This window comes from Phytohabitans kaempferiae (genome assembly GCF_042433955.1).
GTDB lineage: Bacteria > Actinomycetota > Actinomycetes > Mycobacteriales > Micromonosporaceae > Phytohabitans > Phytohabitans kaempferiae.
In genome coordinates, this window is record NZ_JBHLUH010000089.1 from 1 (window position 1) to 13,082 (window position 13,082).

Below are 13,082 nucleotides of genomic sequence, written 5' to 3' on the forward strand. Positions count from 1 at the left end.
ATTTTCAGCCCGGAACGGGCCGCCCGCCAGAGGCGACAGGGACTAGATCCGGCAGCTTGGTCGCAAGAATCCGTGATCGCCGTGGCGTGGGGCGCTGGCTCGCCCGCATCCGGGGCGCCGCCACACGTGGGGCGCCGGAGTATCCGCGATCGCGAACCCTGACCGCGAAAGCTCTGTAGATGATCTGTGCCAAGCGGACCCGGGGATCTGCCTCGCGGCTTTCGCCGGAAATGTCGCAAGACAGGTCGTGGCCACCGGAGGCTCTTTCAAGGAAACAGCCCTTTCGCACTGCCCGCAAGGGGCTGTTTCCCCGAAAGAGCCCTCTCTGTGCCGCGGGGTGAGGGCGGGGTTTGGTTTGTGGGACCGCGCAGGGCGCGGCCGCGGGAGCGGCGGTCTGGAGCGCGGCGGACATCGCGGTAGCCCGGGTCATCCAGGGTCTGTTCGTGAGGGCATGGGGCGGGCCGGCACCGGCGGGGGCCATCGCCGCCGGTACCGGCCCGGGTCTTTCAGCGCGCGGTCAGACCGCGCGCCAGAGGGCGGGGACGTTCGGGGGCTCCCAGCCGGCGATCGCGGTGTGCGCCTGGAGGCACTGGTACGTGCGGCCGCCGTACGTCACCCGCGCGCCGACCGCGTACGCCGTGCCGGCCGCCCACGTGCCGCCCTGCGGGGGAGGCGTGGTCGGGTTCGGCGGGGGCGTGGTGGGGTTGGGCGGCGGGGTGGTCGGGTTGGGGTTGGGGTTGCCGCCCCCACCGACCTGGAGGTCGACGCAGGCGTAGAAGGCCATCGGCGTGTCGGCGATGTTCCAGATCGCGAGCACGGTCTGGCGGCCGCTGGGGACGCCGCTGACCGTGTGCGAGAGCGTCATCGGGGGTTGCTGGTTGTTCTGGCTGAACGAGGCCAGCAGCCGGCTCCCGACCCAGTACTCCCAGGTGCTGGTGCGGTGCGCCACGGTCAGCCGCCAGTTGAAGGTGACCGTGCTCCCCGAGTTCGTGGCGGGGAAGCGGGAGCCGTCGTTGAGCACCGCGAACTGGGCCAGCCCGGCGTTGCAGTTGCGCTGCCCCTTCGGGCCTTCCACGCTCTGCGGCTCGTACTGGATCGGGCCGCAGTTGGCGACCCGTCCGGTGGCGCACATGTCCTGCCGGCTGGGCGGGGACGTGATCCAGCCGTGCGCGCTGGCCGGGCTTGACGGCAGTGCGACGAGCATCAGTGGCACGGCCGCGATGCCACCGGCGAGCGCCGCCACCTTTCGTCGTAGGTTCATCCAGCTCTCTCCTTGTGGGGGAAACAGGGGGATTCCGGCCGTGGGTAGCTGGAGGTTACATCGGTGCGACACTATCTGTAAATATTGTTAAGAGAAGATGTGCGTTCTACTCTTAATCTTCTTTACGGTTTGGAGTGTCGATGTCGCGTTGGGTTCTCCTCGGCATGGCGGCGCTGCTTCTGGCCGGCTGCTCCGGCGGCTCCGGGGGCGGGCCGGCCGCCACGCCGTCCACAGATCAGCCCGCGGCGACCGCCGCCGGCGGGCTCAACAACACCGACGTCATGTTCCTCCAGATGATCTTGCCGCACCACCGGCAGGGCGTGGAGCTGGCCGGACTCGGGCACGCCAAGGGCGGCCGCACCGAGCTGGTGCAGCTCGCCGCCGCCATCGAGGCGACCCAGGAGGACGAGGTGGAGCTGATGGCGGGCATCCTCGCCGGCTCGGGCGCCCCGGAGACCGCGCCGACGCGCGGTGGCGAAGACCCCCACGCCGCGCACGGCGGCCTCCCGGGCACGAGCGAGGAGCAGGTCGCGGCGCTGCGCGCGGCATCGGGTACGGAGTTCGAGCGCCGCTTCCTGAACACGATGATGGCCCACCAGGGTGACGCCATCCAGCTCGCCAAGATGGAGCTGGCGAGCGGTGCCGACCAGCGTCTCGTCGACCTGGCGCGGCGGATCGAGCAGTCCCGTACCGCCCAGATCGGGCAGATGCAGGCGCTGCTGGACGCCACGCCGCGGTGACCGGGCCTCCCCGTGGGCGCGCTCCCGCCCGGCCGGCTAGATTGGACCCCTTATTTCAGCGCTTGACGGAAGTGCGGGGTCGGTGGACGCGAAGCGAGCGACGGTACGGGACATGCGCCGCCGAAACCGGGCGGTGCTGCTGACCCGGCTCTACCACGACGGGCCGCTGAGCCGGCAGGAGCTGACCGGCGCGACCGGGCTGAGCGCGGCGAGCGTCAGCAACCTTGTCGGCGAGATGCTCGAACAGGGGCTGGTCGAGGAGGCGGGCGCGGTCGACTCCGACGGCGGGCGGCCGCGCACGCTGCTGCGCGTCCGCCCCGGCTACGGCTACCTGGTCGGCGTCGACGTCGGCGAGACCCGCGTGCGGGTGGAGCTCTTCGACCTGGCGATGAGCGGGCTCGCCAAGGCGGACTACCCGATCGAGTCGGCCCGGCCCGCGCCCGACACGGTCGTGCGGCACGTCCTGGCCGGCCTCGACGCGGTGACCGCCTCGGCCGGCGTACCGCACGACGCGCTGCTCGGCGTCGGCATCGGCGTCCCCGGCGTGGTCGAGCAGGGCGAGTCGGCGGTGGTGCACGCGCAGACGCTCGGCTGGGAGGCGGTGCCCCTGGAGGCGATGCTGCGCGCCGGCACCGGCGCCCGCCTGTACTTCGACAACGGCGCCAAGACGCTCGGCCGCGCGGAGATGTGGTTCGGCGCCGGACGGGGCGCCCGGCACGTGGTGATCGCGCTGGTCGGCTCGGGCGTCGGGGCCGCGGTCCTCACCGACGGCGTCAGCTACCGGGGCGTGAGCAGCAGCGCCAGCGAGTGGGGGCACACCACGATCGTGTACGGCGGCCGCCGGTGCCGCTGCGGCGCGGAGGGATGCCTGGAGGCGTACGTCGGCGCCGAGGCGGTGCTCGACCGCTGGCGGGTCGCCCGGCGCGGCCGCGCGGTCCCCGGGCCGGACGAGGAGAGCGGGATCGCCGCGCTGGTCGCCGGCGCCGAGCGCTCCGAGTCGGCCGCGCGCGTGCTGGAGGAGACCGCCGGCTACCTGGGCGCCGGCATCGCCAACCTGATCAACCTCTTCAACCCCGAGCGGATCGTGCTCGGCGGCTGGGCCGGGCTCGCGCTCGGCCACCAGCTGCTGCCCCGGATCCGCGAGGTGGCGGCGGCCCACGCGCTGCGCCATCCGTACGGCCAGGCGTCGATCGAGCTGTGCCGCCTCGGGCCGGACGCGGTCTCGGTGGGCGCGGCGACGCTGCCGGTGGCCCAGCTCCTGAGCGAGGGCGGCACGCGCTGAGCGGAGCGGCCCCGGCGGAGGCGAGGGCGGCAGCCGCCGGGTGCGGGCGCTCCTCGGCGGCCCGCGCACTTATTTCAATGCTTGTATTGACTGTTAATAGGTAAACCTTCCTAGCCTTCGTGGCATCCGCGCAGGCCGCTGTCGGCGGGCGACCCGCGACCCGGACGACTACCGAAAGGAACGTCGATGTCACGACGTGGCGGCGGCCAGTACCGCCAACGGCACGGCCATCCAGCTCTACACCTGCAACGGCACCAACGCCCAGCGGTGGACGGTGGCCGGCGACGGCACGCTCCGCGCACTCGGCAAGTGCATGGACGTCACCGCCGCGGGCACGGCCAACGGCACGCTGGTCCAGCTCTACGACTGCAACGGCACCGGCGCGCAGGTGTGGCAGGCGCAGGGGCTGACGCTGCGCAACCCGCAGTCGAACAGGTGCCTCGACGCGACGGGAAACAGCTCCGCGCGTAACAGCAAAATCAGGGACTTTGCTGCCTCATCCGCGCGGGAGGCAGCAAAGTCAGGGAAATTGTCGGGATCTTGGTACAGGCCCGGGAGGCGTGTCGGTGCGCATCCGAGAGGGAGGTGGCGGCGTGGGCGCGTTGACGCGCCCAGCTCGATAGCTTCTCCAACACCAACCTCGACGCGGCACGTGGGCGCGGGCGTGCCGGCGCGGAGCGCACGCCAGCGCGACGGTGGCGCGGCATGCGACACGGGCCGTGGCCACGGGCCGCCTGTCGCGCGGGCGGTCCGTGGCCACGGCCTTTTCGTGGGGGGAACTGCGGTCTCGGGATGGGGCGCCGGCTACGGGTAGTTGTTGAGCGTGCGGCGCTGGTTGGCCGTGTTGGCGGGCTCGCCGGCGTTGTTGACGATGCGGTTGATCGTGCCCACGCCGCCGAGCGAGACGGTCACCAGGTTGTGGAAGCGTACGCCTGGCGTGTCCGGCACCTCGAAGGAGCGCTCGTTGACCACCGCGGGATTGACGTTGAAGTAGCAGTAGCTGCCCAGGCCCCACGCCTCGTGGCTGGTGACGTTGTTCGCCACCTTGTACGCGGCGTACCCCCGCGTGCTGCCGTTCATCCAGGCAGCCTGGTTGGGCGGGTCGTACGGCTTCTCGTTCTGGAAGAAGTAGGTGCGGCCACCGTTGCCGTTCCAGATGACCTCGTACTTCTGGTAGTGCTCGACGAAGAGGCCGTACATCGTCACGTCGTTGCCGTTGACGATGAGCCCGGTGTCGGCGGTGTTGACGTTCCAGCCGATGCCGTCGCCGTGGTCGCCGCGCCACAGCCACATGTGGTCGCCGATCACGTTGTGGCTGTTGACGATCAGCGTGTTGGTGGCCTTGCCGGCGAGCGCGCCGCCGATGCGGAAGAACACGTCGTGCAGCGAGGTCGGGTTGGCGGTGTGGTTGGCGGAGGAGCCGGCGGGGCCGACCTCCATGAGGACGTTGGAGTTGGTGGTGCCCGCCTCGAACATGATGCCGGCGACCTTCACGCCGTCGACGTCCGCGATCGTCATGCCGTTGACACCGTTGTTGATCTGGAGCGTGGCGAGGCCGAGGCCGAGCACCACCGTGTCGGGGCGGGTGATCCGGATGGTCTGGTCGATCTGGTACACGCCCGGCGTGAAGAGCAGGTGCCGGCCGGCGGCGAGCGCGTTGTTGATGGTGGCCGCGGTGGTGCCGGGGCGGACCACGTAGAACTGGCTCAGCGAGATGGACGAGCCGGCCGGCGTCCGGTTGAACCACGTCGTGCCGCTGGAGTTGGCGCGCAGCGCGGGGACGAAGACGCGGTACTCGCCGGTGCCGTCGACGTACAGGAACGGCTTCTCGCGTACCACCGGGGTCTGCGCGATCACCGTGTGCGGCGGGTTGGGGTAGTTGGCCGCCGGCGCGCCCTGTACGCCCTGGAAGACCATGTTCCACACGCCGCCGTTCCAGCTGCCGAACTCGCTGCTGCGCGAGTACCACTGCTGCTGCGAGCCGGAGACCACCATGCCGTCGATCTTGGTGTCGGCCATGAAGCCGCCGCTGGACCAGCCGTCACCGCCGTTCCAGAGCTGGATCTGGTTGCCGGTGCCGCGCAGGTGCATGCGGCGGTACGGCGCGGCCTGCGACACCGCCCAACGCTCCACGATGGTGCCGGCGGGGAGCGTGACGGATAGGTTCTCCGACGCGCGCCAGAAGTTCTGCGTGGCGTTGCCGCCGAACCAGAACGCCTCGGCGCGTACGTGCCCGTTGAGGTTGGTGTCGTCCGGCGACATGCCGAGGCCGGCCACCTGCGTGAAGAAGCCGAGGTTGACGTCGGCGGTGTAGTTGCCGGGCTTGAAGAGCACCGCGTACCGGTTGGGCCCGAACTGGGCGGTCTCCTGCTGCGTGAAGATGGTGTTCAGTCGACTTTGGATGGTCGAGGTGGGCGTGGAGGGGTCGAAGACGAACGTGTTCGGCCCGAAGTTGGGGTTGTGCGGGTCGGTCGGCTCGACCGGGTCGACCGGGCCGGTGGTCGGCGGCGTGGTGGGCGGTGTGGTGGAGGAGCCGGTGCGCACCTGGAACTCCCAGAGCGAGTAGCCGTAACCGGTCGCCCGGGCGGTGCCGTTCATCCGCACGTACCGGCCGGAGCCGGTGACGTTGAGCGTCTGCGTGCCGCCGGTGGACGTGGTCGTGGAGTGGACGGTGGTCCAGGTGCTGCCGTTGGCCGAGGTCTGGATCTGGTACGCCGTCGCGTACGCGGCCTCCCACTGGAGCACCACCTGGCAGATCGACTGGCTGCTGCCGAGGTCCACCTGTATCCACTGTGGATCGCTGAACGCGGATGCCCAGCGCGTGCCGGCGTTTCCGTCGAAGGCGGCGGAGGCGGGGTAGGCGCCCGACTCGGTGGAGGAGGCGGTCGCCGGGCGGCCGGCGGCGGCGTTGGCGGTGCCGCAGACGCCTGGCTGCGTGCCGAACTCACCGATCACCTCGAACTCCCACAGGGAGTAGCCCCACGCGGTCGCGCGGGCGGTGCCGTTCATCCGCACGTACCGGCCGGAGCCGGTGACGTTGAGCGTCTGCGTGCCGCCGGTGGACGTGGTCGTGGCGTAGATGTTGGTCCAGGTGCTGCCGTTGGTCGAGGTCTGGATCTGGTACGCCGACGCGTAGGCCGCCTCCCACCGGAGCGTGACCTGGCTGATCGTGGCGGTGGTGCCGAGGTCCACCTGTATCCACTGTGGATCGCTGAACGCGGATGCCCAGCGCGTACCGGCGTTTCCGTCGACGGCCGCGGACGCGGGGTACGCGGCGGACTCGGACGAGGAGGCGGTGACCGGCTTGCCCTGTGAGATCAGCGTCGGCGCCGCGCTCGCGAAAGGGATCGAGCCGAGCGGGATCAGCGCCAGGACGGTCGCCGCCACGACGGCGACGACCAGGGGGCGACGTCTGATCCGGCGTTGGGGGGTACGGGACGGGAAACCACGAAAAATCATGACCCTGCCTGTCCGTGGGGTGGGGCCCGGACGCCGAAACCGGGACATTGCCATGGGGGATGGGCGAGAGCGCTCTCCGCCGCGCCGAGTGTTACGCCCGCGTCACATCCGCGTCAAGGTGTCAATTTATTACGACGTTATATATCCCGAATGCCGGAATGTGCGCGCCCCGGGTTCTAGATCGCGGGGGAGAGGGCCGGCGTGGCGGTGACGGGCACGCCGCCGGCCGACAGCAGCCGCGCCACCGGCAGCGTCGCGGCGCCGAGTGCGACCGCGTCGACTCCGAGCTGTCCGAGCTCGATCCGGGCCTGCTCGAACGGCTTGTGGAGCGCCTGCGCGGCGGCCGCCGCCCGGATCGCGGGGAGCAGCCGGGCGCCGAGTGCGAGCCCAGCCCAGCCGCCGAGCACGACCCGCTCGGGGTTGAAGAGGTTGATCAGGTTGGCCACGCCGGCGCCCAGGTACGCGGCCGTCTCGTCGAGCACGCGGCGGGCCGTGTCGGAGCGGTCGGCGGCCGCGATCAGCGCGTTGATCTGCGACTCCTCGTCGGCACCGGGAACCGCCCGGCCCCGCCGCGCCTCCCGGTAGCGCTCGATGATGCCCTCCGCGCCGACGTACGCCTCCAGGCAGCCGCGGGCGCCGCAGCGGCACTCCCGCCCGCCGTACACGAGCGTGGTGTGGCCCCACTCGCCGGCACTGCTCGCCACGCCCCGGTAGGTCGCGCCGTCGCTCACCACCGTGGCGCCGACACCGGAGCCGACCAGCGCGAACACCGCGTGGCGGGCACCTCTGCCGGCGCCGAACCACATCTCCGCCTGGCCCTGCGTCTTGGCGCCGTTGTCGATGTGGAGCGGGACGTCGACCTCGGCCCGGATCAGGCGTTCCAGCGGTACGCCGTCCCAGCCGAGCGTCTGCGCGTACACCACGGCCTCGGGGTCCTGGACGACGACGCCGGAGACCCCCACGCCGACGCCGAGCAGGTCGGACCGGGGCACGCCGGCCCGCTCGGTGACCGCCGCGAGCCCGGCGACCACGTGGCGCACGACGGTGGCCGGGTCCGGCCGGGCCGCGTCGATCGGGTAGTCAGCGCTGGCCAGCAGCGCCATCGAGAGGTCGAAGAGCTCGACCCGGACCCGGGTCTCGCCGACGTCGACGCCGGCCACGAGCGCGAAGCGGGGGGCGACCCGCAGGCTCATGCTCGGCCGCCCGCCGTCGGACTCCAGCGCGCCGGCGTCCACCACCAGTCCGGCCGCGACCAGGTCGGCGACCACGTTGCTCACCGCCGGCTGGCTCAGCCCGGTGTCGCGGGCGAGGTCCTGGCGGGTCAGCGGACCTTCCAGGAAGAGCTTCGACAGCAGCACCGCGCGGTTGCGCAGCCGCACCGTGCGGTTCGTCGTCCGTTCCAGAGCCATGCCTACCCCGCTCCGCCGTTCGGCGCTCGTCCGCCGTCGTGGTCGAGGCTCGTAGCCTCACGGCTCCCGCTCATGCCCACCCCGCTCCGCCGTTCGGCGCTCGTCCGCCGTCGTGGTCGAGGCTCGTAGCCTCACGGCTCTCGCTCATGCACCACCTCGATCAGCCCGCCTGCCGGCAGATAACTGTAAGGCTCGCGCGCCCGCCGGCATCGTCGTGAGAGCGATCCCTTGACGGCGAACCGCAAAGTCACTTTAATGACGTCGTAATTTAAGCCCTGATGTAACTCCCACGCCAGAAGGGCAGATCGTGTCTCGACGACTGTTAGCTATGACTGCCGCGGCTGTGATGCTGGCCGCTTCGATTACCGCGTGTGGCGACGACTCGGACGGTGGTTCCGGCGGCGGCGCCAAGACGCTGACGTACTGGGCCAGCAACCAGGGCTCCAGCCTCGAGTTCGACAAGCAGACGCTCCAGCCGGAGCTGGACAAGTTCGAGCAGCAGACCGGCATCAAGGTGAACGTCGAGGTCGTGCCCTGGTCGGACCTGCTCAACCGGCTGCTGGCGGCGGCCACCTCGGGTCAGGGCCCGGACGTGGTCAACATCGGCAACACCTGGTCGGCGTCGCTCCAGGCGACCGGCGCGTTCCTGCCCTTCGACGACGCCACGCTCGACGCGGTGGGCGGCAAGGACCGCTTCGTGCCGGCCGCGCTGGCCGCCGCGGGCGCGCCCGGCCAGCCGCCGACCGCGGTGCCGCTCTACAGCCTGGCGTACGCCCTCTACTACAACAAGAAGATGTTCGCCGACGCGGGCATCGCCGCCCCACCGACGACGTGGGAGGAGCTGGTGACCGTCGGCAAGAAGCTGACCACCGGCCAGCAGTGGGGCCTCGCGGTCGAGGGGGCCAACATCGCGGAAAATTCGCACCACGCGTTCGCCTTCGGCCAGCAGTGGGGCGGCGAGTGGTTCGACGCCTCGGGCAAGCCCACCTTCGACACGCCGCAGAACGTGGCGGCCGTCAAGCGGTACATCGACTTCATGGCGGTCGACAAGATCGTCAACCCCAGCAACGCCGAGTACGCGCAGAACCAGTCGGTCTCCGACTTCGCCAACGGCAAGGCGGCCATGCTGCTGTGGCAGGCGGCCGGCTCCGCGTTCAAGGCCCAGGGCATGGCCCCTGACACGTACGGTGTCGCGCCGGTGCCCTTCCCGGCCACGACCCCGGCCGGCGGCAAGAAGGTCAACAGCATGGTGGCCGGCATCAACATCGCGATCTTCAAGCACACCAAGGACAAGGACGCCGCGCTGGAGTTCGTGAAGTTCATGACCAGCGACGCTGAGCAGGTCCAGCTCAACAAGACGTACGGCTCGCTGCCCTCGGTCACCACCGTCGCCTCGGACGCGGCGTTCCAGGCCGAGGAGCAGAAGGTGCTTGCCAGCGTGCTCGCCACCAGCGCGGCGCCGCTGCCCCAGGTCGCCGAGGAGAGCAAGTTCGAGACGCTTGTCGGTACGGCGATGAAGGATCTGTTCGCCGACGCGGCGAGCGGCAAGCCGGTCACGGAGGCGGCGGTCAAGGAGAAGCTCAGCGACGCCCAGCAGCAGATGGGGAGCTGAGCGGCCCGACAGGTTTCTTGAGGCTGCTCGCCGCATCGCGGCCACGCGACGCGGCGGACAGGCGGGGGACACAGCGTGGCCGTGGAGGGGAACGCCGACCCCTCCACGGCCCATCCTTGAGAGGACCGCGATGGTGACCACCACGACGGCTCCGGCGGAGGCCCGGCCGTCCACCGCTCCGGCCGGACGGAAGAAGCCGACCCGGCTGCCCCGCTCGAAGCTGCCGTACCTGCTGCTGCTCCCGGCCATCCTGCTGGAGCTGCTCGTCCACGTCGTACCGATGGTGGTGGGCGTCTGGATGAGCCTGCTGGAGCTGACCCAGTTTCAGATCCGGGACTGGTCGGCAGCGCCCTTCGTCGGCCTCGACAACTACAAGGCCACATTGGACGTCAACGGGCCGGTCGGCAAGGAGCTGCTGCACTCCTTCTGGGTCACCGTGATGTACACGACGCTCTCGGTCGGCATCGCCTGGCTCTTCGGCCTCTTCGCGGGCGTCTTCCTCCAGCGGCCCTTCCCGGGGCGGTCGCTGCTGCGCACGCTCTTCCTCACCCCGTACGCGCTGCCGGTGTACGCGGCCGTCATCACCTGGACGTTCATCTTCCAGCGGGACACCGGCCTGCTCAACGAACTGCTCACCACGACCGGGCTCGCCGACGAGCGGCCGTTCTGGCTGATCGGCGGCAACAGCTTCTGGGCGCTGCTGGTCGTCTCGATCTGGCGGTCGTGGCCGTTCGCGTTCCTCTGCGTCATGGCCGGGCTGCAGAACGTCCCCTCCGAGATGTACGAGGCGGCGGCGATCGACGGGGCCGGCTTCTGGCGCCGGCTCAAGGACGTGACGCTGCCGATGCTGCGCCCGGTCAACCAGGTGCTGATCCTGGTGCTGTTCCTGTGGACGTTCAACGACTTCAACACGCCGTTCGTCCTCTTCGGAGGGTCCGCGCCCGAGCAGGCCGACCTGATCTCCATCCACATCTACCGCAGCTCCTTCATCACCTGGAACTTCGGCCAGGGCTCGGCCATGTCGGTGGCGCTGCTGCTCTTCCTGCTGGTCGTGACGGCCGCGTACCTGCTGGTCACGAACCGGAGGAGGGAACATGCGTGAGACGGCCGCCGAGCGCTGGTCGCGGCGGGTCGTGCTGACCCTGCTCACGATCTTCACGGTGACCCCGCTGTACGTGATGCTCAGCTCGGCCGTGAAGCCGCTCCGCGACGTGCAGGGCGCGTTCACCTGGCTGCCGACCCGGCCCAGCGCGCAGGCGTTCGTCGACATGTGGAGCACGGTGCCGCTCGGCCGGTACCTGCTCAACAGCCTGCTGGTCGCCAGCGTGGCCGCGCTCGTCTCGGTGGCGATCGCCGTCTTCGCCGCGTTCGCGGTCAGCCGGTACCGGTTTCGCGGCCGGCAGGTCTTCTCGGTGACGGTGCTGTCGACGCAGATGTTCCCCGGGATCCTCTTCCTGCTCCCGCTCTTCCTCATCTACGTCAACCTCGGCAACGCCACCGGGATCGCGCTCTACGCCAGCCGCACCGGCCTGATCATCACGTACCTGACGTTCTCGCTGCCCTTCTCCATCTGGATGCTGGTCGGCTACTTCGACTCGATCCCGCGCGGACTCGACGAGGCCGCGCAGGTCGACGGCGCCGGTCCGATGAGGACGCTCTTCCAGGTGATCCTGCCGACGGCGATCCCCGGCGTGGTGGCCGTCACCGTGTACGCCTTCATGACGGCCTGGGGCGAGGTGCTCTTCGCCTCGGTGATGACCGACGAGAGCAGCCGCACGCTCGCCGTCGGCCTCCAGGGGTACGCGACCCAGTACAACGTCTACTGGAACCAGGTCATGGCCGCGTCGCTGGTCGTGAGCATCCCCGTGGTCGCCGGATTCCTGATGTTGCAGCGCTACTTCGTCGCCGGCCTGACCGCCGGCGCAGTCAAATGACCCGATCAGAGGGGGAGACCACACCGTGCCGGACCTGTCGAAGCTGCCGCCCGACTTCACCTGGGGCGTCGCCACCGCGGCGTACCAGATCGAAGGTGCCGTGGGCGAAGATGGCCGGAAACCGTCCATCTGGGACACCTTCAGCCGGGTCCCCGGTGCCATCGACAACGCGGACAACGGCGACGTCGCCTGCGACCACTACCACCGGTGGCCGGAGGACATCGCGCTGATGAACAAGCTCGGCGTGCGGGCGTACCGCTTCTCCGTCGCCTGGCCGCGCGTCGTGCCGGACGGCACTGGCCAGGTCAACGCGGCCGGCCTCGCGTTCTACGACCGCCTCGTCGACGCGCTGCTCGACGCGGGCATCCAGCCGCTCGTCACGCTGTACCACTGGGACCTGCCGCAGGCGTTGCAGGACCGGGGCGGCTGGCCGGAGCGGGCCACCGCCGAGGCGTTCGCCGACTACGCGACGGTGGTCGCCGGCGCGCTCGGCGACCGGGTCACCGACTGGGTCACGGTCAACGAGCCGCTCTGCGTCTCGTGGATCGGCCACCTGGAAGGGCGGATGGCGCCGGGCGTGCGCGACCTCGGTCTCGCCGTGCGGGCCAGCCACCACACGCTGCTCGGCCACGGCCTGGCCGCGCGGGCGATCCGCGCCGCCGCGGCCCGCCCGGCCTCGGTCGGCATCGTGCTCAACCCCAGCCCGTGCGAGCCAGGCAGCGAGCGCCCCGAGGACGTCGCGGCCGCGCGGCGCGCCGACGGGCACACCAACCGCTGGTGGCTCGACCCGCTGTACGGACGCGGCTACCCCGCCGACATGGTCGAGACGTACGGCCACGAGCCGCCCGTCCACGCCGGCGACCTGGAGCTGATCGCCACGCCGACCGAGTTCCTCGGCCTCAACTACTACTTCCGCCAGCTCGTGGTCGACGACCCCGACGGTCCCGCGCCGTACGCCCGGCAGATCCCGGTGCCCGGCTCGATGGAGACCGCGATGGGGTGGGAGATGTACCCGTCGGGGCTGGAGCACCTGCTGGTGAGCGTGTCGGAGACATACGGTCCGGCGCGGATCATCGTGACCGAGAGCGGGTCGGCCTGGCGGGACGAGCTCACCCCGGATGGTGAGATCCAGGACAAGGAGCGCACCGACTACCTGGAGCAGCACATCGACGCCTGCGCCTCGGCGGCGGCGCGGGGCGTGCCGATCGACGGCTACTACGTGTGGTCGCTGCTGGACAACTTCGAGTGGTCGTACGGGTACGACAAGCGGTTCGGCCTCGTGCACGTCGACTACGACAGCCAGCGCCGGACGATCAAGGCGAGCGGCCACCGGTACGCGAACCTGATCGCCCAGCACCGCCAGGTGACGGCGGTCGGCTGATCGA

At 70.5% G+C, this 13,082-nt stretch carries 10 protein-coding genes; 7 read left to right on the forward strand and 3 right to left on the reverse strand.

Annotated features, from left to right (window positions below; translation table 11 throughout):
- Positions 1-517: 517 nt before the first annotated feature.
- Positions 518-1,261, reverse strand: coding sequence for a lytic polysaccharide monooxygenase (locus ACFFIA_RS39175; protein WP_377261535.1), 744 nt, complete (start codon positions 1,259-1,261; stop codon positions 518-520).
- A gap of 140 nt (positions 1,262-1,401) precedes the next feature.
- Between ACFFIA_RS39175 and ACFFIA_RS39180 the strand changes: the two genes are divergently transcribed.
- The 3 genes from ACFFIA_RS39180 to ACFFIA_RS39190 all read left to right on the forward strand — a co-directional run bounded on the left by ACFFIA_RS39180 (position 1,402) and on the right by ACFFIA_RS39190 (position 4,097).
- Complete coding sequence (locus ACFFIA_RS39180; protein WP_377261538.1) at positions 1,402-2,001, forward strand: DUF305 domain-containing protein; 600 nt, start codon at positions 1,402-1,404, stop codon at positions 1,999-2,001.
- A 112-nt stretch (positions 2,002-2,113) separates the two neighbouring features.
- Entirely contained in the window at positions 2,114-3,283 is a 1,170-nt protein-coding gene (locus ACFFIA_RS39185; RefSeq protein ID WP_377261540.1) for an ROK family transcriptional regulator, read from the forward strand.
- A 124-nt stretch (positions 3,284-3,407) separates the two neighbouring features.
- A complete protein-coding gene (locus ACFFIA_RS39190; RefSeq protein WP_377261847.1) occupies positions 3,408-4,097 on the forward strand; it encodes a ricin-type beta-trefoil lectin domain protein in 690 nt (229 codons plus the stop codon).
- Here ACFFIA_RS39190 and ACFFIA_RS39195 read toward each other — a convergent pair.
- Together ACFFIA_RS39195 and ACFFIA_RS39200 are read right to left on the reverse strand one after the other, a co-directional pair.
- Entirely contained in the window at positions 4,088-6,742 is a 2,655-nt protein-coding gene (locus ACFFIA_RS39195) for a pectate lyase-like domain-containing protein (protein ID WP_377261542.1), read from the reverse strand. The two genes, ACFFIA_RS39190 and ACFFIA_RS39195, sit on opposite strands and share 10 nt — an antisense overlap.
- A 176-nt stretch (positions 6,743-6,918) precedes the next feature.
- Positions 6,919-8,151 carry an ROK family transcriptional regulator gene (locus tag ACFFIA_RS39200; RefSeq protein WP_377261544.1) on the reverse strand — a complete coding sequence of 411 codons (1,233 nt, stop codon included), beginning with the start codon at positions 8,149-8,151 and terminating at the stop codon, positions 6,919-6,921.
- A 328-nt stretch (positions 8,152-8,479) separates the two neighbouring features.
- On the opposite strand from ACFFIA_RS39200, the gene ACFFIA_RS39205 reads away from it, so the two are divergent.
- The 4 genes from ACFFIA_RS39205 to ACFFIA_RS39220 all read left to right on the forward strand — a co-directional run bounded on the left by ACFFIA_RS39205 (position 8,480) and on the right by ACFFIA_RS39220 (position 13,078).
- Positions 8,480-9,763, forward strand: coding sequence for an ABC transporter substrate-binding protein (locus ACFFIA_RS39205; protein WP_377261546.1), 1,284 nt, complete (start codon positions 8,480-8,482; stop codon positions 9,761-9,763).
- A 133-nt stretch (positions 9,764-9,896) separates the two neighbouring features.
- Positions 9,897-10,865: a carbohydrate ABC transporter permease gene (locus ACFFIA_RS39210; protein ID WP_377261548.1), complete on the forward strand. Its 969-nt coding sequence runs from the start codon at positions 9,897-9,899 to the stop codon at positions 10,863-10,865.
- Entirely contained in the window at positions 10,858-11,697 is an 840-nt protein-coding gene (locus ACFFIA_RS39215; protein WP_377261551.1) for a carbohydrate ABC transporter permease, read from the forward strand. The genes ACFFIA_RS39210 and ACFFIA_RS39215 overlap by 8 nt, the downstream gene beginning before the upstream one ends.
- A gap of 25 nt (positions 11,698-11,722) precedes the next feature.
- Entirely contained in the window at positions 11,723-13,078 is a 1,356-nt protein-coding gene (locus tag ACFFIA_RS39220; protein ID WP_377261553.1) for a GH1 family beta-glucosidase, read from the forward strand.
- Positions 13,079-13,082: the final 4 nt, after the last annotated feature.